Origin of the sequence: Streptomyces malaysiensis subsp. malaysiensis, from assembly GCF_040653035.1 — a bacterium.
GTDB lineage: Bacteria > Actinomycetota > Actinomycetes > Streptomycetales > Streptomycetaceae > Streptomyces > Streptomyces malaysiensis.
This window is the reverse complement of record NZ_JBEZNG010000044.1, coordinates 1-24,432: the sequence shown is the minus strand read 5'-3', so window position 1 is coordinate 24,432 and position 24,432 is coordinate 1. Positions and strand designations below refer to the sequence as shown.

The window sequence follows — 24,432 nt, the reverse complement described above, 5'->3', positions numbered from 1 at the left end:
CGCTTCCAGCGTCTCCCAGGGCTTCCAGCGCTTCCAGCGCCCAGAGCCCCAGCCGCCTTCCTTCGTCTCCAGCGGCGCGACCGGCCCCGGCCCGCTCCCACCGCTCCGGCCCCGGCCGCCCCATCCCGTAGTCCGGATCTCGTAGCCAGGACCCGAATCCGGCTCGGAAACGGTGACGCCAGAGCCACTCTGAGCACTGAATCCGTCGCGAAACCAAAAAGCAACAACGGAATCCCTTGTTGATGCGAAGCCTCTCTGTCAGGATCGGCCTTCGATTCCGGTTGGAGCTACGCCGCGCCTCTTTCGGGGCGGACCGGCGGAGGAGAGCGCGATGGATCAGCGGTTCGACGTGACGGAGCGGTTCGCCGACGGTGCCCAGTACATCGCGGGCCGTCTGCGCCAGGGCGGCTCCGAGGACACGCACCCGGTCGTCGACCCGGCCACCGGTGAGCAGGTGTTCGGCTATCGGCTCGCGGGCGCGGCCGATGTCGACGCCGCCGTGGCCGCGGCCGAGGCCGCCTTCCCCGAGTGGGCGGGCGCCACCCCCGGTGAGCGGTCCGACGCGATGCACCGCTTCGCCGCGGCGCTCACCGAGCGGGCGGACGACCTCGCCCACGCCGAGTCGCTGCAATGCGGTAAGCCGATCAAGCTCAGCACCGAGTTCGACGTGCCCGGCAGCATCGACAACACCGCCTTCTTCGCGGGCGCCGCCCGCCAGTTGGAGGGCAAGGCAGCCGCCGAGTACAGCGGTGACCACACCTCGTACGTCCGCCGTGAGCCCATCGGCGTCGTCGGCTCCATCGCCCCCTGGAACTACCCCCTCCAGATGGCGGCGTGGAAGGTCCTCCCGGCCATCGCCGCGGGCAACACCATCGTGCTGAAGCCCGCCGAACTGACGCCCCTGACCTCACTGATGTTCGCCCAGGCGGCCACGGAGGCGGGCCTCCCGGACGGTGTCGTCAACGTGGTGAGCGGCACCGGCCCCGAGGCGGGCGAGCATCTGGTCTCCCACCCCGGCGTGGCGATGACCTCCTTCACCGGATCGACGGCGGTCGGCAAGCGGGTTGCCGCACTCGCCACCTCCACCGTCAAGCGGATCCACCTCGAACTCGGCGGCAAGGCGCCCTTCGTCGTCTTCGACGACGCGGATCTGGAGGCCGCCGCGCACGGCGCCGTCGCGGGCGCGCTGATCAACACCGGACAGGACTGCACCGCGGCCACCCGCGCGTATGTGCAGCGCCCGCTGTACGACGCGTTCGTGGCCGCCGTCGCCGATCTCATGGCGTCCGTACGGCTGGGCGACCCCTTCGATCCGCACACCGACCTGGGCCCGCTGATCTCCCACCGCCAGCGCGACCGGGTGGCGGGCTTCGTGGACCGGGCCCGCGGCTACGCCACCGTCGTCACCGGCGGCGAAGCCCCAGGCGGCGACCTCGCCAAGGGCGCCTACTACCGGCCCACGCTGATCACCGGCGCGCCCCAGGACAGCGAGATCGTCCAGTCCGAGATCTTCGGCCCGGTCCTGGTCGTCCTCCCCTTCGACGGCGACGACGAGGGCATCGCGCTCGCCAACGACACCCCGTACGGTCTCGCCGCCTCCGCCTGGAGCCGCGATGTCTACCGGACGGGCCGCGCCTCCCGCGAGATCCGGGCGGGCTGCGTCTGGATCAACGACCACATCCCGATCATCAGCGAGATGCCGCACGGCGGTGTGCGGGCATCCGGCTTCGGCAAGGACATGTCGGCGTACTCCTTCGAGGAGTACACGCAGGTCAAGCATGTGATGTTCGACAACACCGCGGTGGTCCGCAAGGACTGGCACCGCACGGTCTTCGGGGACCGACAGACCTGAATGTGCGGCCACCTCCGCGTGGCCTCGGCCGGCCCCCACCGGCCGACACCCTCGAAAGGCACAGCTTATGGAAGAACGGCACGAGGCCGAGAGCCTGTCCCCACCGCAGATCGCCGCGATACGGCGCTCCGTGACCAGCGGCCGTATGGCACTCACCCGCCGCTCCCTGCTGCGTGCGGGTGGCGCCGGAGCGATCGCCGTAGGCGGGCTCGGGGCGCTCGGCGGCTGCGGTATCCCGCCGGCGGGACGTACCGAGGTGGACAACGCGTCCGACGACCACTCCGCCGAGGAGAAGAGGATCAACTTCTCCAACTGGACCGAGTACATAGACGTCGGCAAGGGCAATCGCCATCCGACGCTCGACGAGTTCCACCGCCGCACCGGCATCAAGGTCAAGTACACCGAGGACATCAACGACAACGTCGAGTTCTTCGGCAAGATCAAGCCGCAGCTCGCCGCGGGCCAGGACACCGGCCGCGACCTCATCTGCGTCACCGACTGGCTGGCCGCCCGGATGATCCGGCTCGGCTGGATACAGCCGCTGGATCCCGCGCAGCTGCCCCATGCCTTCACCAACCTGGCGAAATCCTTTCGCACTCCGGACTGGGACCCGGGCCGCGCCCACTCCTACGCATGGAGCGGCATCCCCGCCGTCATCGCGTACAACAAGAAGGCCACCGGCGGCCGTAAGGTCACCTCCGTCTCCCAGCTGCTGGAGGACCCCAAGCTCAAGGGCCGGGTCGGGCTGCTGACCGAGATGCGCGACACCGTCGGGCTGACCCTCCTGGACATGGGCAAGCGCCCCGAGACGGTCACCGCCGACGACTACGACGCCGCCATCGCCCGCCTCCAGAAGGCGTCCGACCGGGGCCAGGTCCGCCGCTTCACCGGCAACGACTACACCGGCGACCTCACCAAGGGCGACATCGCCGCCTGTATGGCCTGGGCCGGGGACCTGATCCAGCTCCAGGCGGACAACCCCGAGATCGAGTTCGCGATCCCCGACGCCGGCTATATGACGGCCACGGACAACCTCCTGGTCCCCAACAAGGCGCGCCACAAGAGGAACGCCGAACGGCTCATCGACTACTTCTACGAGCCCAAGGTCGCCGCGAAGATCGCCGCCTACATCAACTACGTCTGCCCGGTCGACGGGGTGCGCGAGGAGCTCGCGAAGATCGACAAGGCGCTGGCGGACAACCCGCTGATCCTCCCGGACGAGGAGATGGTCGCCAAGTCCCACGCCTTCCGCTCGCTCTCGAGCAAGGAAGAGACGGCATTCGAGGACAAGTTCGCCAAGCTCACCGGAGCCTGACAAGCGAGGAAGCGCACCGCCATGACCCAGCCCACCTCCGGCGGCGATGTCCGGCTCGATCGGATCAGCAAGACCTACGGGTCCTTCAACGCCGTCCACCCGCTCGATCTGCACATACCCGCCGGCTCCTTCTTCGCCCTGCTGGGCGCCTCCGGCTGCGGCAAGACCACCACCCTGCGCATGATCGCGGGCCTGGAGGACCCCAGCACCGGAACGGTCCGGCTCGCCGGTGAGGACATCACCGACCTCCCGCCCCACAAGCGGCCCGTCAACACGGTCTTCCAGAGCTACGCCCTCTTCCCGCATCTCGACATCTTCGAGAACGTCGCCTTCGGACTGCGCCGGCGCGGCATCAAATCGGTGAAGAAGCAGGTCGAGGAGATGCTGGAGCTGGTCCAGCTCGGTGACTTCGCCCGCCGCAAACCACAGCAGCTCTCCGGCGGCCAGCAGCAGCGCGTGGCCGTGGCCCGCGCGCTGATCAACCACCCCCAGGTGCTGCTGCTCGACGAGCCGCTGGGCGCGCTCGACCTCAAGCTGCGCCGTCAGATGCAGCTGGAGCTCAAGCGCATCCAGACCGAGGTCGGCATCACCTTCATCCATGTCACCCACGACCAGGAAGAGGCCATGACCATGGCCGACACTGTCGCGGTGATGAACAGCGGCCGGGTCGAACAGCGCGGCGCCCCCGCCGAGCTCTACGAGAACCCCGGCACCACCTTCGTCGCCAACTTCCTCGGCACCTCCAACCTCATCGAGGCCGAGATCACCGACAAGAGCGGCGGCGACCTCGTGCTCACCGCCGCCGGCGGCAAGCTCTCGCTGCCCGCCGAGCGATGTAGCGCTCCCGTTCGCACGGGTGGGAAAGTGCTGGTGGGAGTGCGCCCCGAGAAGATCACCCTGGCCCATGCCGAGGACGCCGGGAGCGTGCCGGAGGGACGCAACCGGATCACCGGACGGATCGCCGACTCCAGCTTCATCGGCGTCTCCACCCAGTACCTCATCACCACCCCGGGCTCCCCCGACATCACCGTCTACGAGCAGAACATCGAGCGCGACGCCCGGCTCGTCCCCGGCGCCGAGGTCGTTCTGCACTGGAACCCCGCCCACACCTTCGGCCTCGACGCGGCCCAGGACATCGACGCCGGTACGGAGCTGGACGAGGAGGCCCCATGAGCGTGTCCCGGCGCGCCGCGCGGGCTGGACTGAGGAGCCGCGCAGCGGCGAAGGAGCAAGCGGTGACGAGGGAAGCCCGCGCGGCGGAGCGCGCCGGGACCGAGCGGGCAGGGGGGCCGGTTACGGCCGCTCCCGAAACCGCGCCGGACGCCGGGCCCGTACCGAAGCCGCCCCTGATCAAGCCCGCGGTCCGCAAGCGACTGGTGCCCTACTGGCTGCTGCTCCCCGGCATCCTCTGGCTGCTGATCTTCTTCGCCGCGCCGCTGATCTACCAGGCGTCGACCTCCGTCCAGACCGGCTCCCTCGAAGAGGGCTTCAAGGTCACCTGGCACTTCCAGACCTACTGGGACGCGCTGAACGAGTACTACCCGCAGTTCCTGCGCTCGGTGCTCTACGCCGCCACCGCCACCGTGCTGTGCCTACTGCTCGGCTATCCGCTCGCGTACCTCATCGCCTTCCGGGCGGGCCGCTGGCGCAATCTGGTGATGATCCTGGTCATCGCGCCGTTCTTCACCAGCTTCCTGATCCGCACCCTCGCCTGGAAGACGATCCTGTCCGACAGCGGCCCGGTGGTGGGCGTGCTGAACTCGCTGCACATCCTGGACGTCACCAGCTATCTGGGGATCACCGAGGGGCAGCGGGTGCTGGCCACTCCGCTCGCGGTGGTCTGCGGGTTGACGTACAACTTCCTGCCCTTCATGATCCTGCCGCTCTACACCTCCCTCGAGCGCATCGACCCCCGGCTGCACGAGGCCGCCGGGGACCTCTACGCCCGGCCCTTCACCACCTTCCGGAAGGTGACCTTCCCGCTGTCCATGCCGGGCGTCGTCGCGGGCACGCTGCTCACCTTCATCCCCTCCGCGGGCGACTACATCAACGCCGAACTGCTGGGCTCCACCGACCAGAAGATGATCGGCAACGTCATCCAGTCGCAGTTCCTGCGGGTGCTGGACTATCCGACGGCGGCGGCGATGTCCTTCATCCTCATGGCGGCCATCCTCACGATGGTCACCGTCTACATCCGCAAGTCCGGGACGGAGGACCTGGTGTGACGGCCCTGACTCGCTGGATACGGCGGAACCTGGTGATCATCGCGGGGATCGGCACCCTCGCGTATCTGATCCTGCCCAACGTCGTCGTCCTGGTCTTCTCCTTCAACAAGCCCAACGGCCGCTTCAACTACGAATGGCAGCGGTTCTCCACCGACGCGTGGACCGATCCGTGCGGCGTCGCCGACATGTGCGGCTCGCTCTCGCTCAGCCTGAAGATCGCCGTATGGGCGACGATCGGCTCGACCGTCCTCGGCACGATGATCGCCTTCGCGCTGGCCCGCTACCGCTTCCGGGCCCGGCCCGCGGTCAACAGCCTGATCTTCCTGCCGATGGCGATGCCCGAGGTCGTCATGGCCGCCTCGCTGGCCACCCTCTTCCTCAACATGGGCGTGGACTTCGGCTTCTGGACGATCCTCATCGCCCACATCATGTTCTGCCTGAGCTTCGTGGTGACGGCCGTCAAGGCACGGGTGATGTCCATGGACCCCCGGCTGGAACAGGCCGCCCAGGACCTCTACGCCTCCCCGGCGCAGACCTTCCTGCGCGTCACCCTGCCGATCGCCGCGCCCGGCATCGCGGCCGGCGCGCTGCTGTCCTTCGCGCTCTCCTTCGACGACTTCATCATCACCAACTTCAACGCCGGCTCGACCGTGACCTTCCCCATGTTCGTCTGGGGATCCGCGCAGCGCGGCACGCCCGTGCAGATCAATGTGATCGGAACGGCGATGTTCGCCGTCGCGGTGCTGTGCGTACTCGTCGGCCAACTGGCCGGCGCCCGCCGCAAGAGGAGCTGAGAACCATGGCCACGGACGCCATGACCCGCTCGTCCGGGGGCGACGGCGCCCCCGACCCGTCCGCCCTGAAGTCCCTGGCCGACGCCGCGTACCGGCCGTACTGGCTGGACGACCCCGGCCGGCCGCGCCCCCGCCCCGCCCTCGTCGGCGAGGAGCGCTGCGATCTGCTCGTCGTCGGCGGCGGCTACAGCGGATTGTGGACCGCCCTGATCGCCAAGGAGCGCGACCCCGACCGCGAGGTGGTCCTGGTCGAGGGCCAGGAGATCGGCTGGGCCGCCTCCGGGCGCAACGGCGGCTTCTGCGCCGCCTCCCTCACCCACGGCCTCGGCAACGGCGCCGCCCGCTGGCCCGATGAACTGGCCGAACTCGAACGGCTCGGCCACCACAACCTCGACGCCATCGAGTCCGCCGTCGAGCGCTACGGCATCGACTGCGACTTCGAACGCACCGGCGAGATCGACGTGGCCACCGCGCCCCACCAGGTGGCGGAGTTGCGCGAGGCCGCCGAGATGGCGGCCGAACTCGGCGTCGGGGAGCAGGAATTCCTCGACCGTGACGCGGTACGCGCCGAGGTCGACTCGCCCACCTTCCTCGCCGGGCTGTGGGACCGCCGGGGCGTGGCCATGGTGCACCCCGCCAAACTCGCCTGGGGCCTGGCCCGGGCCTGCGTCGAGATGGGCGTACGGATCTACGAGCACACCCCGGCCGAACGGCTGGCGAGCAGCGGGGCGGCCATGGCCGTCCGCACCCCTTACGGCCGGGTCCGCGCCCGCCAGGTGGCGCTCGCCACCAACGCCTTCCCCTCCCTGGTGCGCCGCGTCCGCCCGTACATCGCGCCCGTCTACGACCACGCGCTGATGACCGAACCGCTCACTGCGGAGCAGCTCGACGCGATCGGCTGGCGGCGACGGCAGGGGCTCAGCGACACCGCCAACCACTTCCACTACTTCCGGCTCACCGCCGACCAGCGCATCCTGTGGGGCGGCTACGACATCGTCTACCGCTACGGCGGACGGGTGCGCGCCGAATACGATCACCACCCCGCCACGTACCGCACCCTCGCCGAGCACTTCTTCCGCTGCTTCCCGCAGCTGGAGGGCGTGCGCTTCAGCCACGCCTGGGGCGGCGCCATCGACACCTGCTCGCGCTTCTCCGCGTTCTTCGGCAGCGCGCACGGGGGGAGGGTGGTCTACGCCCTCGGCTATACGGGCCTGGGCGTCGGGGCGACCCGCTTCGGCGCCGAGGTGATGCTCGATCTGCTCGCGGGCGAGCGCACCGAGCGCACCCGCCTGGAGATGGTCCGCAGCAAGCCCCTGCCCTTCCCGCCGGAGCCGGTGCGCTGGGCGGGCATCGGCATCACCCAGTGGTCCATGACACGGGCCGACGAGAACGGCGGGCGCCGCAATCTGTGGCTGAAGGCGATGGACAAGGTGGGGCTGGGCTTCGACAGCTGAGGGCCGTCGTCAGCTGATGGTCGGCGCCGGATGTCGCTGTGGGCGGGCCGCGGTGCGGTTACCCCGAGGCGTCCCGTGTGGCCCGGGACCGGTCCACGTGGCCCGAGCGGTCCGACCAGGTCACTTCGAGCACCTTGAGCACCGTCCACAGCAGCGGACCGCACAGGCACCAGCTCGCGACGGTGTCCAGCGGCCAGTGGTAGCCGCGCCGGACCAGCCCGGCGGCCACGGCGACGTTCAGCACGGCGACGGCCACCAGCAGGGGCCGCCGCAGCCGCGGGCGGAGGAACGGGTGGAGGAGCAGCGCCGCCGCGCCGTAGGCGACGGCGGCCGTGGCGGCATGGCCGGAGGGGAAGAATCCGCTCTCGCCCGACAGCGGGCCGGGCGGTCCGGGGCGGTCGATCAGCGCCTTGAACGGAACCACCAGCGCCGGAACCACCGCCATCGCCACCGCGGCGGCCAGCGGCGGCAGCCACCAGCGCGGCTCTCGCGCGCGCCGGGCGCACCACGCCGCCCAGCCGAGGGCGACGGCGAGGACGGGGACCGCCACCGCCGTATTGCCGAGGTCGGCGAGGAACTCGGCGACGGGGGAGGGGAACGCCGAGCCGGCGATCGCACGGCCGAGCCGTTCGTCGTAGGTCCGCAGGGGGCCGTGGGCGGCGATCTGCCAGGTGCACAGCGCGAGCAGCGCGATCAGTACGAGGGGCGCGATCAGCGCGAGAGGCGGTGCGCTCAGCGCGAGGGGCGTGCGGAACGGCGCCCGTGGCGCGGAGGAAGGGGGGTGAACAGTCGGCGGCCCCGGAACAGGGGGGGTGGTTCCGGGGCCGCCGTGGCGACCGGTGTGCCGCGCGCCCCGGGGGGTTTGGGGCGGGCGGCCGTCCGATCGGTGAGGAGATCCGGAGCCGGAGGCTCCAGTGGTGTGCGCGAGGGCACAGCCGGGTCGGGGCTGGGGAAGCACCGGCTCGGCGTCGCCCGCAGTCCCCTGCGAGCGGGGTGTTTCTCTCATCTGCAATGACCGTACGGCAGCGAAGCCCCGGCGGACAGACCGATCACCCACCTGTCATCGGCCCCGCACATCTTCTTCACGCCACCCATCGATCACTCACAGTCACAGCTCGGCGAAGGCGCTCTCGAGGATGTCGAGACCCTCGTTCAGGAGGTCCTCGCCGATCACCAGCGGCGGCAGGAAACGCAGCACATTGCCGTAGGTTCCGCAGGTCAGCACCAGCAGCCCGGCCGAGTGGCACGCCTTGGCGACGGCGGCCGTGGCCTCGGGGCTGGGGTCCTTGGTACCGGGCTTCACCAGTTCGATGGCGATCATGGCGCCGCGGCCGCGGAGGTCGCCGATGATGTCGTACTTCTCCCGCATCGCGCCGAGGCGGCCCTTCATGACCTCCTCGATGCGCTTGGCCTTGGCGTTGAGGTCCAGCTCGCGCATCGTCTCGATCGCGCCGAGCGCCGCGGCGCACGCCACCGGGTTGCCGCCGTAGGTGCCGCCGAGACCGCCGGAGTGCGCCGCGTCCATGATCTCCGCGCGGCCGGTGACGGCGGCGAGCGGCAGACCGCCCGCGATGCCCTTGGCGGTGGTGATCAGGTCCGGGACGATGCCCTCGTCCTCACAGGCGAACCACTGACCGGTGCGGCAGAATCCGGACTGGATCTCGTCCGCGACGAAGACGATGCCATTGGCCCTGGCGAACTCCGCGATCCTGGGCAGGAAGCCCTTGGCGGGCTCGATGAAGCCGCCCTCGCCGAGCACCGGCTCGATGATGATCGCGGCCACGTTCTCCGCCCCGACCTGCTTGCTGATCATGTCGATGGCCTGGGCCGCGGCCTCCTCGGCGCAGTTCTCCGGGCCGGTCGGCCAGCGGTAGGGGTAGGCGAGCGGAACGCGGTAGACCTCGGGCGCGAAGGGGCCGAAGCCGTGCTTGTACGGCATGTTCTTGGCGGTGAGCGCCATGGTGAGGTTGGTCCGGCCGTGGTAGCCGTGGTCGAAGACGACGACCGCCTGGCGCTTGGTGTACGAACGGGCGATCTTCACCGCGTTCTCCACCGCCTCGGCGCCCGAGTTGAACAGCGCCGACTTCTTGGCGTGGTCGCCGGGCGTGAGCCGCGCCAGCTCCTCACAGACCTCCACATAGCCCTCGTACGGCGTGACCATGAAACAGGTGTGCGTGAAGTCCGCCAGCTGTGCGGACGCCCGGCGCACGACGGCCTCCGCGGAGGAGCCGACGGAGGTCACGGCGATACCGGAACCGAAGTCGATCAGCGAGTTGCCGTCCACGTCCTCGATCACACCGCCACCCGCGCGCACGGTGAAGACCGGCAGCACACTCCCCACCCCGCCGGCGACCGCGGCGTTCTTACGGGCGAGCAGCTCCTGCGACTTCGGGCCGGGAATGGCGGTGACGACGCGACGCTCCTGGGGGAGGGACGGGCCTCCGGACAATTCGGTCATGAGGGGCTCCAGGGGAAAGTACGGGGGCTTTAATCGCAGGCTAGGGGCGCCGCGGCGGATGAGGCATGTTCCGTTCGGGAGCAGTGCGCGTGTTGCCTTGTCCGCGACGGCCATAGCCCGGCGACCGCCTTACGGATCGCGCGGCGGTCTTACGGATCGCGCGGCGGTCTTACGGACGCCGCGAGCGCGTTACCGGACCGCGTGACCGCATTACCGGACCGCCGTGACGGCCTTACCGGACCGCGTGACCGCTTTACGGGTCCCCTGACCGCTTTACGGGCCCCGCGAGTGAGACGGCACCGCCCGGGTCGCTGAACTCCCCGCGCGGGAACACTAGATTGAGCGATGGCGCGAAAGCCGAGGAACAGCCGGTCAGGGGGCAAGGGGCAGCACATGGACACCGAGGGCACGTTCGACCCACGCAGCGCACGCCACGACCGCCTCCCACCCCCGCCCCCGCAATCCCCGCCCTCGGCAACCTCAGGATTCCGGCCGCAACCGCCCCACGCGCAGGACCACCCGCGAGCCTCGGAGCAGCCCTCCACGCCCCGGCCCGGGGCGGACGCGTCATCTCCCGGGGCTGCCGCGAGGCATCCGGTCGGGCCGCCGCCGATGCCGCCGACCGCGCCCCCGGCGGCCCCCGGCGTCGCCTCGCCCCCCGGCCCCGCTGCCCGCCCGTCCTTCGCCGCCTGGCTGCGCGCTCCGCGGTCTGAGGCGGCGCCGGGGGTGTGGACGTACGAGCACAGGCCGAAGGCGCCGGAGGAGCCGGATCGGATCCCGGGGCGGCGGCTTCTCAGCGGGGCAGTGATCTCGGCGCTCTGCGGCTGGCTGGTCTGGTCGCTGCTGTGGAACGGGTACCTGGGCGGCTATTGGCTGTGGCCCATGTATCTGCTGACTCCGGACTCGTGGTACGAGCGCGGAGGCAACACACACGCGGGCTGGCTGTCCCAGCGCGTTTACATCGGCATTGTTGTCGCCGCCCTCGCCGTGATCTTCGGTCGCGTCGGCCACTGGCCCGAAGTCTGGCGCCGTTACGTCGCGCCCCTCTTCCGGCGGGCCTGGGACGAGCCCGACCCCGAGGTGGCCGTCGCGAGGCGGCCGGAGGGGGATCCGGTGGAGTGGCCGCACTTGCGGGCCGCGGGGGCGCACAGTGCGGCTGATCGGCTGGCGGCGGACGCGCGGGCGGGGGCGATGAACGACGTCGACCACGCCCGGATCGAGCGCGCCTGGCAGTCCGTGCGGGCGGGGCGGAACTCCCTCGCGTCGTTCACCGACACCGTGCTGCGCCACGGCGCCGCCTCGTACGGCCACCCGTCCGGGGCGCGGGATCTGCCCGCCCGGACCGCGCGTCATGATCTCCTCGCCCATCAGGTCCGCCTCGGCACCGCCCTCGAAGACTCCCGCAACCCTTACCAGCACCGCGGCGTCGGGCTCGCACTCGATCCCGATGTGCTCGGCACCTCGCTGCTGGCGGTGGGGCCGCCCGGTTCGGGGAAGACCGGGCGGGTGGTGCGGCCCGTCGTGGAGTCGCTGTGTCTTCAGGCGCTCGCCGGACAGGTCGCCGTCGTGGCGGTCGGGGCGGCGGGGGCCGGGCTCGGGGCGGATGAGGCGTTCGACGTCGTCGTGAAGATCGGTCGGCCCGACTCCGGCTACGACTTCGACCTCTACGGCGGCACCACCGACCCCGACGAGGCCGCGGGCATCCTCGCCGAAGCGCTGATCGGCGATATGGCCGCCTCGCTGCCCGGTGGGGACAGCCGACGCGCCGCCACCGCGCTGGCCCAGCTGCTCGGCCCCTACCGCGCCGCCCACGGCCGTTTCCCGTCCGTCCCGGATCTGCGGGAGCTGCTGGACGGTTCCAAGACGGCCGTCAACGCGCTGCGCGAGGCGCTGGAGGATGCCGGGGAGCGGGCGCAGGCCCGTGAGCTGGAGGCGCGGGTGCGGCAGTCCGGTACGCCCGGGGACGCGGGCGCGCTGCTCGCGGACCGGATCGCGCTGCTGGACCGGCCCGCGTTCGCCGACTTCTTCGACACCACTGGCGACCGCCGCCCGTTCTCCCTCCGCGCCCTCGAGCACCCCCTCCGGGTCCGTATCGATCTGCCCGAGCGCGGCCATGCGGAGGCGTCGCGGATGCTGGCGCGGCTGGTCCTGGCGCAGTTCACCGAATGCGCGGTGGGCCGCGCCGACCGTTCGCTGTTCGCCTGCCTGGTCCTCGACGACGCCTCGCACACCATCACCCCCGAGGCCCTGCGCGGTATCCAGCGGCTCCGTTCCGCCCACGCGGGCGCGGTGCTCACCCTGCGCACCCTCGACGACGTCCCGGAGGGACTGCGCAGCGCCCTGCTCGGCGCGGTGGGCTGCCGGATGGCCTGCGCCGGGGTGACGACCTGGGACGGGGCGCGGTTCGCGGAGGTGTGGGGCACGGAGTGGGTCGAGACGCGCGATGTCACCGACCGGCAGATCATCGCCGACGAACCGTTCACCAAAGTGCTGCACTTCATCCGTAAGGTCGTCACCGGAAAGGCGGTGACCACCCAGTCGGTGACCGTGCGGACGGTGGAGCGCGAGCGCTGGTCCGCCTCCGAACTGGCCCACGCGGTTCCCGCCGGGCATGCGGTGCTGTCGGTGACCTCCGTAAGGGGCGAGGGCGGGCCGCCGGTGCTGGTGGACCTCCGGGGATGACCTGATGCCCGGTCGTCCCGTTCGTCGCGGTTGGGTGTTCCGCCCCGGTTGCCCCGTTCAGGGGTGGCCGGGGCAACCGGAACCGCAGCGTCACGGCCAGACCGATGGCGAAATCAGGCCGTCAATTCCGCGTATTCCTCCATTGAGGCAGAATCGGCAGTAGCCGTTCATACGGGACGGTGAAGTCGTCGCATTCGCATCGAAGGTGCCATGCCTCCCACGCTCGCCTCACTGGTCCGCCACCCCGGTCTCAAGCTGTCCGTTCTCGCGGGCGAGGACCGGTTGGAGACGCCCGTGCGCTGGGCGCATGTGAGCGAGCTCGCCGACCCCGTGCCCTATATGGACGGCGGCGAACTGCTCCTGATCACCGCGATGCAGATCGAGGCCGACGACCCGGAGGAGATGAGCCGCTATGTGCGGCGGCTGGTGGGCGCGGGAGTAGTCGGGCTCGGCTTCGCGCTCGGCGTCAAGTACGCCGAGGTGCCGGCCGCGCTCGCCGCGGCGGCCAAGGAGGAGGGGCTGCCGCTGATCGGCGTGCCCCGCCCCACCCCCTTCATCGCCATCAGCAAGGCCGTCTCCGCGGCCATAGCCGCCGACCAGTACCGGGCCGTGACCGCCGGGTTCGAGGCGCAGCGCGAGCTGACCCGCGCCGCCATCGGAGCCGAGGGGCCCACCGCGCTGCTCGCCCGGCTCGCCGCCCACCTCGACGGCTGGGCCGCGCTCTACGACGCCTCCGGCTCCGTGGTCGCCGCCGCCCCCGACTGGGCCGCCCGCCGCGCCGCCCGCCTTACCGCCGACGTCGAACGGCTGCGCTCCCGCCCCGGCCCCGCGAGCATCGTGGTCGGCGGGGGCTGCGCGGCCGGGGCCGCGAGCGCCGAACCGGCCGAGGACACGGCCGTCGCCGACCGGGTGGAGCTCCAGTCGCTGGGCACCGGGCGCCGCACCCGCGGTGTGCTCGCGGTCGGTACCGGCGCGCCGCTGGGCACCGCCGAGCGCTACGCCGTGCACTCCGCGGTCGCGCTGCTGACCCTGACCACCGAGCGCTCCCGCGCCCTACAGGACGCCGAGCAGCGGCTCGGCGGCGCCGTGCTGAGGATGCTGCTCGCGGGCGAACCCGACCATGCCCGGGCGGTCGCCGGGCGGCTGTACGGCGGGCTGCTCGACGCGCCGTTCCGGATGCTGGTCGCCGAGGTGCCGTCCGGCGGCGGCGCGGCTCAGCAGCCCCACGCCGCGCCCTCCGCCGCGGACGAGGCCCCCACCGAAGCCGCAACGACCACAACCGCGAGCACAAGCGCCGGCACGGCCGCGGGCGAAGCCGAGGCGTGCGACCCCCTCGCCACGCTCATCGACATCATGGAGGCGGCCGCGGCCCGCACCGGCGAGTCCGTGCTGGTCGTCCCCGACGGCGGGCGGCTCATCGTGCTGGCCCCCGACGGCGGGGCGGCGGTCACGGCATGCGCCGAGCACGCCCGGACCGTCGAGGGCCGCCGCGGCACCAAGGCCCGCCCCCGCGACCGCACCGCCGCCGCGCCCAGCGGCGACGAACTCGTCATCGGGCTGTCCGCCCCCGCGGGCCCCATCGCCGCCGCGGCCGCCTACCGTCAGGCGGAGCAGGCGCTGTCGGTGGCGCGCCGCCGCGGCCGGATGCTGGTCGAACATGAGCAGGTCGCGGCGGGTTCCGTACTGCCCCTGCTCGCCGACGACGCCGTCAGGGCGTTCGCCGACGGCATGCTGCGCGCCCTGCACGAGCACGACGCCACCGGCCGGGGCGATCTGGTCGCCTCGCTGCGCGCCTGGCTCTCCCGGCATGGCCAATGGGACGCGGCCGCCGCCGACCTCGGCGTCCACCGGCACACCCTGCGCTACCGGATGCGCCGCGTCGAGGAGATTCTGGGCCGCTCCCTGGACGACCCGGACGTCCGCATGGAGCTGTGGCTCGCCCTCAAGGCCACGGCCTCCGGCACCTCGGCCTGAAACGCACACCTCCGCCACCAGCCGACCGCCTCGCCCCGCCCGCCCCCGACCACCTCGCCCCCGTCTCTCCCGAACCTGGCACGGTCCATCCCGAATCGGGCACGCCATAGCGGAGCGCGCGCGGCCTCGACTGCTACGCCTCGGACAAACACCGAGCGGGCCGGTCGCGCCTACGGTGGAAGGAGAGATACCACTTCAGAAGGGTCGGGATCCGCTGTGCCAGACACAAACGAAGCTGTCACCCATGCGTTCTGGCTCGCCGGCCGCGAGGCGACGGGCGAGAGCACGATCGAGGTCACCTCGCCCTGGGACGGCCACCGCGTCGGCGTGGTGAGCGTCCCCACCGACGCGCAGATCGAGGAGGCCGTCGCCGCGGCCGACGCGGTGCGCGAGGAATTCGCCGCGACCCCCGCGCATGTCCGGGCGGCCGCGCTGGACCATGTGTCGCGCCGTATCGCCGAGCGTGGCGAGGAGATCGCCCGGCTGATCTCGGACGAGAACGGCAAGCCGATCAAGTGGGCGCGCGGTGAGGTCGGCCGCGCCGTCTCCGTCTTCCGGTTCGCCGCCGAGGAGGCCCGCCGGTTCAACAGCGGGGAGGCCCAGCGGCTGGACACCGACGCCGGTGGCACCGGGCGGCTCGCGCTGACCCGCCGCTTCCCGCGCGGCACCGTCCTCGGCATCTCGCCGTTCAACTTCCCGCTGAACCTGAGCGCCCACAAGGTCGCCCCGGCGATCGCCGTCGGTACGCCGATCATCCTCAAGCCGGCGCCCGCGACCCCGCTGTCCGCGCTGATCCTCGGCGAGCTGCTGGCCGAGACCGAGCTCCCGGCGGGCTCCTGGAGCGTCCTTACGGTGCCCAACGACCGGATGCCCGCGCTGGTCCAGGACGAGCGGCTGCCGGTCATCTCCTTCACCGGTTCGGAGAAGGTCGGCTACTCGATCAAGGAGTCGGTGCCGCTCAAGCACTGCACCCTGGAGCTCGGCGGCAACGGCGCCGCGGTCGTCCTGTCGGACTACTCCTCCGGCGCCGACCTCGACTGGGCGGCCACCCGTATCGGCACCTTCTCCAACTACCAGGGCGGACAGTCCTGCATCTCCGTACAGCGGGTGATCGCGGACGCGTCCGTCTACGAGGAGCTCGTACCGAAGATCGTCGCGGCCGTCGAGGCGCAGGTCACCGGCGACCCGACCGATGACGCCACCGATGTCGGCCCGCTGATCAGCGAGGACGCCGCCAAGCGCGTCGAGTCCTGGGTCGACGAGGCCGTCCGGGCCGGTGCGAAGGTGCTGACCGGCGGCAAGCGCGAGGGCTCCAGCTACGCCCCGACCGTGCTCGCGGACGTCCCCGCGGATGTCGCCGTCTCCTGCGAGGAGATCTTCGGACCGGTGCTCACCCTGCACAAGGTGACGGACGAGAACGAGGCGTTCGCGACCGTCAACGACTCCAAGTATGGCCTCCAGGCGGGCGTCTTCACCCGCGAGGTGCAAACCGCCTTCCGCGCCCACCGCGCGCTGGAGGTCGGTGGCGTGATCGTCGGCGATGTGCCCTCGTACCGCGCCGACCAGATGCCGTACGGCGGCGCCAAGCGGTCCGGTGTCGGCCGCGAGGGCGTGCGGTACGCGATGGAGGACTACACCTACGAGCGGGTCATGGTCCTCACCGGCCTCGACCTCTGAGCCACCCCACCGGACCCCCGCCGGGCCCCGCCCTCACGGCGGGGCCCGACGCATGGGCGAGACCCGTCCCGGCCGCTCCGGACCCTCAACCGGAGAAGCCGAGACGGGCCAGTCTCAGACCGCCGCCGCGCAACGTGATGTGTGGGTCCCGCACTCCGGCCGGTGGCGTGGGCAGATCGGCGCGGACCGTGGTGTAGGCGTAGGGGCCGCCGGTGGGCGGGACGGCGGCGGTGGCCAGCGCGGTGCCGTCGGCCAGATGCGCCTTGACCGTCCCACCGTCCCCCGCCCCGGCCGGGGCGTTCGCGGCCTCGACGGTCAGAGATGTGGCCCCCGTGCCGAAGTCGCATACGCGGAAGAGCAGTCGGCCGACCGCGTCGGCACGGCAGGCCACCGCGTCCTCGCCACGCTCGACGACCTCCAGCCGGAAGACGGCCCCCTCCTCGACGCTGTCACGCTCGGCAACCTTCAGCCCGCCCGCGGCGACACAGACGTAGCCACCGGTCCCCAAGTGTCTGAGGAGGTGTCCGTCGCGGTGCGCTTCGAGCTTGAACGTCTCCTGGACCACCCAGCCCCCGCGCTGCCCGGACTCCCCGAAGGCGTCGGGGCGGTGCGGCGCGGCCGTATCCCTTCCTCCTCACCCACGGCCGCACCCCGGCGGCCGTCCCCCTTCCGTCCCCGCGGACGGATCTGCTCACCGGGCGTACGCACCACACCGGCGTCCGGCTGGACCGCTTCGCGGTCATGGTCCTGGCTCCGCTCGAATCCGCCATCCGAAAGGGAAGGTCCCGTGCAACGAGCCGCTCGAACGCTCTTCCTGACCCCGCTGATCGCGTTACTCGCGCTGATCGGCTTCGCCGCCGCCCCCGCCCAGGCCGCCACCTGGTCCTCCTCGGACCAGTGGGGCACCTGGTCCAACGGCGGCTACACCCTCTACAACAACATCTGGGGCTCCGGCGCCGGATCCCAGACCATCTGGGCCAACTCCTACAGCGACTGGGGAGTGTGGGCCGACCACCCGAACACCGGCGGTATCAAGTCCTACCCCAACGCCAAGAAGGTCGTCGGTAGGAAGATCAGCGCCATCTCCACCCTGACCAGCAGCTACAACGTCACGGTGCCGTCCTCGGGCGCGTACAACACCTCGTACGACATCTGGGACACCAACTACGACTACGAGATCATGCTCTGGGTCAACAAGACCGGCCCGGTCGGCCCGCTCGGCACCGCCCAGGGCGATGTCGCCCTCGGCGGCCATACCTGGAGCGTCTACAAGGGCAGCAACGGCGCCAACGAGGTCTTCTCGTTCATCCGCACCTCGAACTCCACCTCCGGCTCCGTGGACATCAAGCCCATCGTGAACTGGATCAAGAACACCAAGGGCTGGTTCGGCGATGTGACCATCGGCGACGTCCAGTTCGGCTATGAGATCACCTCCTCGTCCGGCGGTCTGGACTTCCGGACCAACAGCTTCGGGGTGAACGCGAGCTGACGCCCGCGTACCGCCGCCGTCCCGCACGGCGGCGGTACGTCACCGAGTACGCCAAGGGGTACGCCGCTTGGGAACGGCGGGCGCGGGGCGGGTCAGGGCGCACCGGGCGCCCGGCCCGAGCTGGCCCGTACGGTCAGCTCCGGGGCGAGCAGGGTCACCTGCTCCTCGGGGGCGCCGCCCGCCAGCTTCGCCACGGTCAGCTCCACGGCGCGCCGCCCCATCTCCTGCGCGGGGATGGCCACCGAGGTGAGCCGCACCGACGCCTGGGTGGCCACCTGCTCGGGGCAGACGGCGACCACCGAGACGTCCTCGGGGACCGCGCGGCCTTGCCGGCGCAACAGGCTGAGCAGCGGATCGATGGCCGCCTCGTTCTGCACCACGAAGCCGGTGGTGCCGGGCCGCTCGTCGAAGATCCGGGAGAGGGTGCCGTCCATGGACTCGTAGCTGCCCTCGCACGCCCGGTGCAGCAGCCGCACCCCCAGTTCACCGGCGCGGCGGCGCAGCCCCTCCAGGGTCCGCTCGGCGAAGCCGGTGTGGCGCTCGTAGACGGCCGGGGCCTCGCCGACGACGGCGATCTCACGGTGGCCGAGCTCCGCCAGATGTTCGGCGCACAGTGCACCGGTGGCGGTGAAGTCCAGATCGACGCAGGTCAGGCCGACGGTGTCGGCGGGCAGCCCGATCAGTACGGTGGGCTGGCGGGCCGCGTGCAGCAGCGGCAGCCGCTCGTCCTCCAGCTCCACATCCATCACGATCATGGCGTCGGCGAGCCCGCTGCCGGTCACCCGGCGCACCGCCGCCGGGCCCTCCTCGCCGGTGAGCAGCAGGACGTCATAGCCGTGGGAGCGGGCGGTGGTGGCGACCGCGATGGCGATCTCCATCATGACCGGCACATACATATCGGTCCGCAGTGGCACCATGAGCGCGATGATGTTGGAGCGGCTGCTGGCCAGCGCGCGGGCTCCGGCGTTGGGGTGGTAGCCGAGCTCCTTGATGCTGTGCTCGACGCGTTCGCGGGTGGGAGCGGAGATCGACCGCTTGCCGCTGAGGACGTAGCTCACCGTGCTGGCGGAGACTCCGGCGTGGCGTGCGACCTCGGCGAGGGTGACCATGCGGGCTGACTCCATCCGATGGGATTGCGAAGCGCTTCGACGCATGGCCGAGTCTCTTCCCGCTGGCCATGTGGATTGACGGTAAACCCATAGCGCAGGGGTGTCCATAGTCGTCGAAGCGCTTCGACGCCCGGCGTATGCCCTCCCGGCGCCCGCTCCCGCGGCGATCTCGCGCCAACTTCCGGATCCCGGCGTCCTCCCGCTTTGCCGTCCCGTCGGACCGGATGCACACTGGCAGCGGTACGTGCCGGTAATGTCACGAGATCGTCATTCGCGGCAAGGGAGCACCGATGACCGCATCCTCCGTCAGGCCGGTGTCCGAGCGTGAAGCCCGCCAGGTCGCCGAGGCCGCACGCGAACAGCTATGGCACAAGCCCAGCTTCGCCAAGGAGCTCTTCCTCGGCCGCTTCCGACTCGATCTGATCCATCCGCACCCCGCCCCCGCCCCGGACGATGTGCGCCGCGGTGAGACCTTCCTCGCCAAGCTCCGCGAGTTCTGCGAGACCCGGGTCGACGCCGCCCGTATCGAGCGCGAGGCGCGGATCCCCGACGAGACCATCAAGGGGCTCAAGGAACTCGGCGCGCTCGGCATGAAGATCGACACCAAGTACGGCGGCCTCGGCCTCACCCAGGTCTACTACAACAAGGCCCTGGCCCTGGCCGGCTCCATCAGCCCGGCGATCGGCGCCCTGCTCTCCGCCCACCAGTCCATCGGCGTACCGCAGCCGCTGAAGCTCTTCGGCACCCAGGAGCAGAAGGACCTCTTCCTGCCGCGCTGCGCCCACACCGACATCTCGGCCTTCCTGCTCACCGAGCCGGACGTGGGCTCCGACCCGGCCCGCCTGGCCACCACCGCCGTGCCGGACGGCGACGACTACCTCCTGGACGGCGTCAAGCTGTGGACCACCAACGGCGTGGTCGCCGACCTGCTGGTGGTGATGGCCCGGGTGCCGCGATCCGAGGGCCGTAAGGGCGGCATCACCGCCTTCGTCGTCGAGACCGCCTCCGAAGGCGTCACCGTCGAGAACCGCAACGCCTTCATGGGGCTGCGCGGCCTGGAGAACGGCGTCACCCGCTTCCACCGGGTCCGGGTCCCGGCCGCCAACCGGATCGGCCCCGAGGGCGCGGGGCTCAAGATCGCGCTGACCACGCTCAACACCGGACGGCTGTCGCTGCCCGCGATGTGCGCGGGCGCCGGTAAGTGGTGTCTGAAGATCGCCCGCGAATGGTCCGCCGCCCGTGAGCAGTGGGGCAAGCCCATCGCCGAGCACGAGGCCGTCGGCGCCAAGATCTCCTTCATCGCGGCGACCACCTTCGCCCTGGAAGCGGTCATCGACCTCGCCTCCCAGATGGCCGACGAGGACCGCAACGACATCCGCATCGAGGCCGCGCTCGCCAAGCTCTACGGCAGCGAGATGGCCTGGCTGATGGCCGACGAACTGGTCCAGATCCGCGGCGGCCGGGGCTATGAGACCGCGGCCTCGCTGGCCGCCCGCGGGGAGCGGGCCGTCCCCGCCGAGCAGATGCTGCGCGATCTGCGCATCAACCGGATCTTCGAGGGCTCGACCGAGATCATGCATCTCCTCATCGCCCGCGAGGCCGTGGACGCCCATCTGTCGGTGGCGGGCGATCTCATCGACCCCGACAAGTCCCTCCAGGACAAGGGCAAGGCGGCCGCCAAGGCCGGCGGCTTCTACGCCCGCTGGCTGCCCGGTCTGCTCACCGGCCCCGGCCAACTGCCCGGCGCCTACCCCGAATTCCACCCCGCGGGGCATCGGGACCTCTCACCGCATCTGCGCTATGTGGAGCGCTCGGCCCGCAAACTGGCCCGCTCCACGTTCTACGCCATGTCCCGCTGGCAGGGCCGGATGGAGACCAAACAGGGCTTCCTCAGCCGGATCGTGGACATCGGCGCGGAGCTGTTCGCGATGAGCGCGGCCTGTGTACGGGCCGAGATGCTGCGCTCCCGCGGTGACCACGGCGCCGCCGCCTATCAGCTGGCCGATGTGTTCTGCCGGCAGGCCAGGATCCGCGCCGACGAGCTCTTCGCACGGCTGTGGACCAACACCGACGACCTCGACCGCAAGGTGGTCTCCGGGGTGCTCTCCGGGGCGTACGAATGGCTCGAGCAGGGCGTTCTCGACCCCAGCGGCGACGGCCCCTGGATCGCCGACGCCACCCCGGGCCCGACCGACAAACAGAACGTCCACCGCCCCATCCGCTGAGGAACCACCGAGGAACCACCGAGGACTCGCAGAGGAACCACCGAGAAGTCGCAGCAGAACCGACGAGGAGCCCGGAGAGCCGCGGAGGAGCCGCCGGAGCATGCGCTGAGCAGCCGCTGGGGCCCGCGATCGCCGGATCCCGGGGCTTGTCACCGAGCCGTCACCCCTTGCCGCCACAATGGGGGAATGACGGAATCCCTGGCTGACCCGCATCTGCGCTATCCGGCGGCCACCGCCGCGGCGAGCGTGCGCGACATCGTGATCCTGGGCTCCACCGGTTCGATCGGCACCCAGGCCATCGACGTGGTGCTGCGCAACCCCGACAGCTTCCGCGTGACCGGCCTGTCCGCCGCCGGGGGCCGGGCCGGGCTCCTCGCCGAGCAGGCCCACCGGCTGCGGGTGGACAGGGTCGCGGTCGCCCGTCCGGAGGCGGTGCCCGAGGTGCGCGAGGCGCTGAGCGCGCTCTACGGCGCCGGTGAGCCGCTCCCCGAGATCCTGGCGGGGCCCGACGCGGCCACCGAACTCGCCCGCTCCCAGTGCCACACCGTGCTCAACGGCATCACCGGCTCCATCGGCCTGGCGCCGACCCTGGCCGCCCTGGAGGCGGGCCGGGTGCTGGCGCTGGCCAACAAGGAATCGCTCATCGTCGGCGGCCCCCTGGTCAAGGCGGTCGCCAAGCCCGGTCAGATCGTCCCCGTCGACTCCGAGCACTCCGCGCTCTTCCAGGCGCTGCTCGGCGGTGCCCGCGACGAGGTCCGCAAGCTGGTCGTCACCGCCTCCGGCGGTCCGTTCCGCGGCCGGACGAAGCGGGAGCTGGCCTCGGTCACCCCGGAGCAGGCGCTGGCCCACCCCACGTGGGACATGGGCCCGGTGGTCACGATCAACTCCGCGACCCTTGTCAACAAGGGCCTCGAGGTCATCGAGGCTCATCTGCTGTACGACATTCCCTTCGAACGGATTGAGGTGGTGGTCCACCCTCAGTCGTATATCCACTCGATGGTTGAATTCACCGATGGCTCGACGCTCGCCCAGGCGAGCCCACCCGATATGCGGATGCCCATCGCGCTCGGCCTCGGCTGGCCCGAGCGGGTGCCGGACGCCGCGCCCGGCTGCGACTGGACCAAGGCCCACACCTGGGAATTCTTCCCCCTCGACACCGAGGCGTTCCCCTCGGTCGGGCTCGCCCGCAAGGTCGGCGACCTCGGCGGCACCGCCCCGGCCGTTTTCAACGCGGCGAACGAGGAGTGTGTGGACGCCTTCCTTGACGGAAAGCTGCCCTTCAACGGAATCGTCGATACGGTCGCCGAGGTGGTGGCCGAACACGGCACCCCCGCCGTGGGAACCCGGCTCACCGTCGCGGACGTCCTCGAGGCCGAGACATGGGCCCGCGCCCGCGCAACGGAACTGGCCGCCCGAGCGGCGAAGGCGACCCCGGAGGATCGCGCATGACGACACTGATGACGGTCCTCGGCATAGTGGTGTTCGCCGTCGGCCTGCTGATCTCCATCGCCTGGCATGAACTGGGCCATCTCTCCACGGCCAAGCTCTTCGGTATCCGGGTGCCGCAGTACATGGTCGGCTTCGGGCCGACGATCTTCTCCCGGAAGAAGGGCGAGACCGAGTACGGCATCAAGGCGGTCCCGCTCGGCGGCTATATCCGCATGATCGGGATGTTCCCGCCGGGCGACGACGGCAAGATCACCGCCCGCTCCACCTCTCCGTGGCGCGGCATGATCGAGGACGCCCGGTCGGCCGCGTTCGAGGAGCTCCAGCCCGGCGACGACAAGCGGCTCTTCTACACGCGCAAGCCGTGGAAGCGCGTGATCGTGATGTTCGCCGGGCCGTTCATGAACCTGATCCTCGCGGTGGCGATCTTCGTCGGGGTGATGATGAGCTTCGGCGTCAACACCCAGACCACCAGCGTGGGCACGGTTTCCCAGTGCGTGGTCGCGGCCTCGTCCTCCACCGACAAGTGCCCCAAGGGGGCCAAGGACTCCCCGGCCAAGGCCGCCGGTCTCCAGCCCCGGGACAAGATCGTCGCCTTCAACGGGCACCGCACCCCGGACTGGGGCGCGCTCCAGCAGGACATCCGCCGGACCACCGGCCCCGCCACGATCACCGTCGAGCGGGACGGCGTCCGCAAGACCCTGCACGCCAACCTCATAGAGAACCAGGTCGCCAAGTCCGACGGCAACGGCGGCTATGTCGAGGGCGAGTTCGTCACCGCCGGCTTCCTCGGCTTCACCCCGGCCAACGGCGTGGTCCAGCAGTCCTTCGGGCAGTCCGTGGACCGTATGGGCAACATGGTCCAGGACGGCGTCGACTCCATGATCGCCCTGCCCTCCAAGATCCCGGACCTGTGGAACGCGGCCTTCGGGGACGCCGAGCGCAAGGCGGATTCCCCGATGGGTGTCGTGGGCGCGGCCCGGGTCGGCGGCGAGGTCGCCAACCTCGACATCCCGCCCTCCCAGCGGATCGCGACCATGCTCTTCCTGGTCGCCGGGTTCAACCTCTCGCTGTTCCTGTTCAATATGCTTCCGCTGCTGCCGCTGGACGGCGGCCATATCGCGGGCGCGCTGTGGGAGGCCATCCGGCGCCATGCCGCCCGGCTGGTCCGGCGGCCCGACCCCGGCCCGTTCGACGTCGCCAAGATGATGCCGGTCGCCTATGTGATCGCCGGAGTTTTCATCTGCTTCACCCTTCTCGTCCTGGTGGCGGACGTCGTGAACCCCGTGAAAATCTCCTGACGACACGAGATGTCCTGAAGTTCACCTTTGGGTGGACTTCAGGAGCGGGGTGTGCCCACGCCATGGCCGGTGCCGTAATCTCGGAGATCGGAGTCCGCTGATCTCCGGCAACTCACACACCTTCTTGGGGTTACGAACCAGATGACTGCGATTTCGCTAGGAATGCCGTCCGTACCGGCCAAGCTCGCCGAGCGCAGGGTCAGCCGGAAAATCCAGGTGGGGTCGGTGGCCGTGGGTGGCGATGCGCCGGTCTCGGTGCAGTCGATGACCACGACGGTGACTGCGGATGTCGGTGCGACGTTGCAGCAGATCGCGGAGTTGACGGCGTCGGGGTGTCAGATTGTGCGGGTGGCGTGTCCTTCGCAGGATGATGCGGATGCGTTGCCGGTGATCGCGAAGAAGTCGCAGATTCCGGTCATTGCCGACATTCA

The 24,432-nt window shown here is 70.9% G+C and carries 17 protein-coding genes and 1 pseudogene; 14 read left to right on the top strand and 4 right to left on the bottom strand.

Going from position 1 to position 24,432, the window contains the following annotated elements:
* Positions 1-331 precede the first annotated feature (331 nt).
* The 6 genes from AB0E24_RS42955 (at position 332) to AB0E24_RS42930 (ending at position 7,640) form a co-directional block, all read left to right on the top strand.
* On the top strand, positions 332-1,852 hold the full coding sequence (locus tag AB0E24_RS42955) for a gamma-aminobutyraldehyde dehydrogenase (RefSeq protein WP_100806025.1): 1,521 nt from the start codon (positions 332-334) through the stop codon (positions 1,850-1,852).
* 67 nt (positions 1,853-1,919) lie between these two features.
* Positions 1,920-3,167 carry a polyamine ABC transporter substrate-binding protein gene (locus tag AB0E24_RS42950; protein WP_079259144.1) on the top strand — a complete coding sequence of 416 codons (1,248 nt, stop codon included), beginning with the start codon at positions 1,920-1,922 and terminating at the stop codon, positions 3,165-3,167.
* 21 nt (positions 3,168-3,188) lie between these two features.
* The gene (locus tag AB0E24_RS42945; protein ID WP_147968289.1) at positions 3,189-4,340 is read left to right on the top strand and encodes an ABC transporter ATP-binding protein; all 1,152 of its coding nucleotides are present in this window, start codon (positions 3,189-3,191) and stop codon (positions 4,338-4,340) included.
* Positions 4,337-5,392, top strand: coding sequence for an ABC transporter permease (locus AB0E24_RS42940; RefSeq protein WP_359385258.1), 1,056 nt, complete (start codon positions 4,337-4,339; stop codon positions 5,390-5,392). The genes AB0E24_RS42945 and AB0E24_RS42940 overlap by 4 nt, the downstream gene beginning before the upstream one ends.
* Positions 5,389-6,186 (top strand): ABC transporter permease, encoded by a 798-nt coding sequence (locus tag AB0E24_RS42935; RefSeq protein ID WP_069866370.1) that lies wholly within the window; start codon positions 5,389-5,391, stop codon positions 6,184-6,186. Before AB0E24_RS42940 ends, AB0E24_RS42935 begins: the two co-directional genes overlap by 4 nt.
* Before the next feature lie 5 nt (positions 6,187-6,191).
* Positions 6,192-7,640 (top strand): NAD(P)/FAD-dependent oxidoreductase, encoded by a 1,449-nt coding sequence (locus AB0E24_RS42930; RefSeq protein WP_359385255.1) that lies wholly within the window; start codon positions 6,192-6,194, stop codon positions 7,638-7,640.
* A gap of 58 nt (positions 7,641-7,698) precedes the next feature.
* Here AB0E24_RS42930 and AB0E24_RS42925 read toward each other — a convergent pair whose 3' ends face one another.
* Together AB0E24_RS42925 and gabT are read right to left on the bottom strand one after the other, a co-directional pair.
* Positions 7,699-8,646 carry a phosphatase PAP2 family protein gene (locus AB0E24_RS42925; protein ID WP_359385253.1) on the bottom strand — a complete coding sequence of 316 codons (948 nt, stop codon included), beginning with the start codon at positions 8,644-8,646 and terminating at the stop codon, positions 7,699-7,701.
* Positions 8,647-8,748: 102 nt separating this feature from the next.
* Positions 8,749-10,098: a 4-aminobutyrate--2-oxoglutarate transaminase gene (gabT, locus tag AB0E24_RS42920; RefSeq protein ID WP_347236608.1), complete on the bottom strand. Its 1,350-nt coding sequence runs from the start codon at positions 10,096-10,098 to the stop codon at positions 8,749-8,751.
* A gap of 393 nt (positions 10,099-10,491) precedes the next feature.
* On the opposite strand from gabT, the gene AB0E24_RS42915 reads away from it, so the two are divergent.
* The 3 genes from AB0E24_RS42915 to AB0E24_RS42905 all read left to right on the top strand — a co-directional run bounded on the left by AB0E24_RS42915 (position 10,492) and on the right by AB0E24_RS42905 (position 16,431).
* Positions 10,492-12,780: a type IV secretory system conjugative DNA transfer family protein gene (locus tag AB0E24_RS42915; protein WP_383144830.1), complete on the top strand. Its 2,289-nt coding sequence runs from the start codon at positions 10,492-10,494 to the stop codon at positions 12,778-12,780.
* Between the two features lie 210 nt (positions 12,781-12,990).
* On the top strand, positions 12,991-14,754 hold the full coding sequence (locus AB0E24_RS42910) for a PucR family transcriptional regulator (protein WP_359385249.1): 1,764 nt from the start codon (positions 12,991-12,993) through the stop codon (positions 14,752-14,754).
* A gap of 216 nt (positions 14,755-14,970) precedes the next feature.
* Complete coding sequence (locus AB0E24_RS42905; protein ID WP_102937163.1) at positions 14,971-16,431, top strand: aldehyde dehydrogenase family protein; 1,461 nt, start codon at positions 14,971-14,973, stop codon at positions 16,429-16,431.
* An 85-nt stretch (positions 16,432-16,516) separates the two neighbouring features.
* Here AB0E24_RS42905 and AB0E24_RS42900 read toward each other — a convergent pair.
* Positions 16,517-17,011 (bottom strand): annotated as a pseudogene (locus AB0E24_RS42900) (carbohydrate-binding protein); the annotation flags it as partial.
* Between the two features lie 207 nt (positions 17,012-17,218).
* On the opposite strand from AB0E24_RS42900, the gene AB0E24_RS42895 reads away from it, so the two are divergent.
* Positions 17,219-17,920 (top strand): glycoside hydrolase family 12 protein, encoded by a 702-nt coding sequence (locus AB0E24_RS42895; RefSeq protein ID WP_069866356.1) that lies wholly within the window; start codon positions 17,219-17,221, stop codon positions 17,918-17,920.
* 92 nt (positions 17,921-18,012) lie between these two features.
* Here the strand turns inward: AB0E24_RS42895 and AB0E24_RS42890 are convergent, their stop codons facing one another.
* On the bottom strand, positions 18,013-19,029 hold the full coding sequence (locus AB0E24_RS42890) for a LacI family DNA-binding transcriptional regulator (protein WP_093703124.1): 1,017 nt from the start codon (positions 19,027-19,029) through the stop codon (positions 18,013-18,015).
* Between the two features lie 290 nt (positions 19,030-19,319).
* Between AB0E24_RS42890 and AB0E24_RS42885 the strand changes: the two genes are divergently transcribed.
* The 4 genes from AB0E24_RS42885 to AB0E24_RS42870 all read left to right on the top strand — a co-directional run.
* Positions 19,320-21,254: an acyl-CoA dehydrogenase family protein gene (locus AB0E24_RS42885; RefSeq protein ID WP_359385246.1), complete on the top strand. Its 1,935-nt coding sequence runs from the start codon at positions 19,320-19,322 to the stop codon at positions 21,252-21,254.
* A 186-nt stretch (positions 21,255-21,440) separates the two neighbouring features.
* Positions 21,441-22,703: a 1-deoxy-D-xylulose-5-phosphate reductoisomerase gene (gene dxr, locus AB0E24_RS42880; protein WP_359385243.1), complete on the top strand. Its 1,263-nt coding sequence runs from the start codon at positions 21,441-21,443 to the stop codon at positions 22,701-22,703.
* A complete protein-coding gene (locus AB0E24_RS42875) occupies positions 22,700-24,001 on the top strand; it encodes a M50 family metallopeptidase (RefSeq protein ID WP_079259155.1) in 1,302 nt (433 codons plus the stop codon). Before dxr ends, AB0E24_RS42875 begins: the two co-directional genes overlap by 4 nt.
* 141 nt (positions 24,002-24,142) lie before the next feature.
* On the top strand, positions 24,143-24,432 hold a 290-nt coding region (locus AB0E24_RS42870; RefSeq protein WP_359385241.1), incomplete at its 3' end, for a flavodoxin-dependent (E)-4-hydroxy-3-methylbut-2-enyl-diphosphate synthase.

What these genes read in the sequence shown, in the direction of transcription:
- gabT (WP_347236608.1), bottom strand. Translation starts at nt 10,098, where the DNA reads ATGACCGAATTGTCCGGAGGCCCGTCCCTCCCCCAGGAGCGTCGCGTC.
- AB0E24_RS42885 (WP_359385246.1), top strand. Translation starts at nt 19,320, where the DNA reads ATGACCGCATCCTCCGTCAGGCCGGTGTCCGAGCGTGAAGCCCGCCAG.
- AB0E24_RS42940 (WP_359385258.1), top strand. Translation starts at nt 4,337, where the DNA reads ATGAGCGTGTCCCGGCGCGCCGCGCGGGCTGGACTGAGGAGCCGCGCA.
- AB0E24_RS42875 (WP_079259155.1), top strand. Translation starts at nt 22,700, where the DNA reads ATGACGACACTGATGACGGTCCTCGGCATAGTGGTGTTCGCCGTCGGC.
- dxr (WP_359385243.1), top strand. Translation starts at nt 21,441, where the DNA reads ATGACGGAATCCCTGGCTGACCCGCATCTGCGCTATCCGGCGGCCACC.
- AB0E24_RS42925 (WP_359385253.1), bottom strand. Translation starts at nt 8,646, where the DNA reads ATGAGAGAAACACCCCGCTCGCAGGGGACTGCGGGCGACGCCGAGCCG.
- AB0E24_RS42915 (WP_383144830.1), top strand. Translation starts at nt 10,492, where the DNA reads ATGGACACCGAGGGCACGTTCGACCCACGCAGCGCACGCCACGACCGC.
- AB0E24_RS42950 (WP_079259144.1), top strand. Translation starts at nt 1,920, where the DNA reads ATGGAAGAACGGCACGAGGCCGAGAGCCTGTCCCCACCGCAGATCGCC.
- AB0E24_RS42910 (WP_359385249.1), top strand. Translation starts at nt 12,991, where the DNA reads ATGCCTCCCACGCTCGCCTCACTGGTCCGCCACCCCGGTCTCAAGCTG.
- AB0E24_RS42930 (WP_359385255.1), top strand. Translation starts at nt 6,192, where the DNA reads ATGGCCACGGACGCCATGACCCGCTCGTCCGGGGGCGACGGCGCCCCC.
- AB0E24_RS42955 (WP_100806025.1), top strand. Translation starts at nt 332, where the DNA reads ATGGATCAGCGGTTCGACGTGACGGAGCGGTTCGCCGACGGTGCCCAG.
- AB0E24_RS42945 (WP_147968289.1), top strand. Translation starts at nt 3,189, where the DNA reads ATGACCCAGCCCACCTCCGGCGGCGATGTCCGGCTCGATCGGATCAGC.
- AB0E24_RS42890 (WP_093703124.1), bottom strand. Translation starts at nt 19,029, where the DNA reads ATGGTCACCCTCGCCGAGGTCGCACGCCACGCCGGAGTCTCCGCCAGC.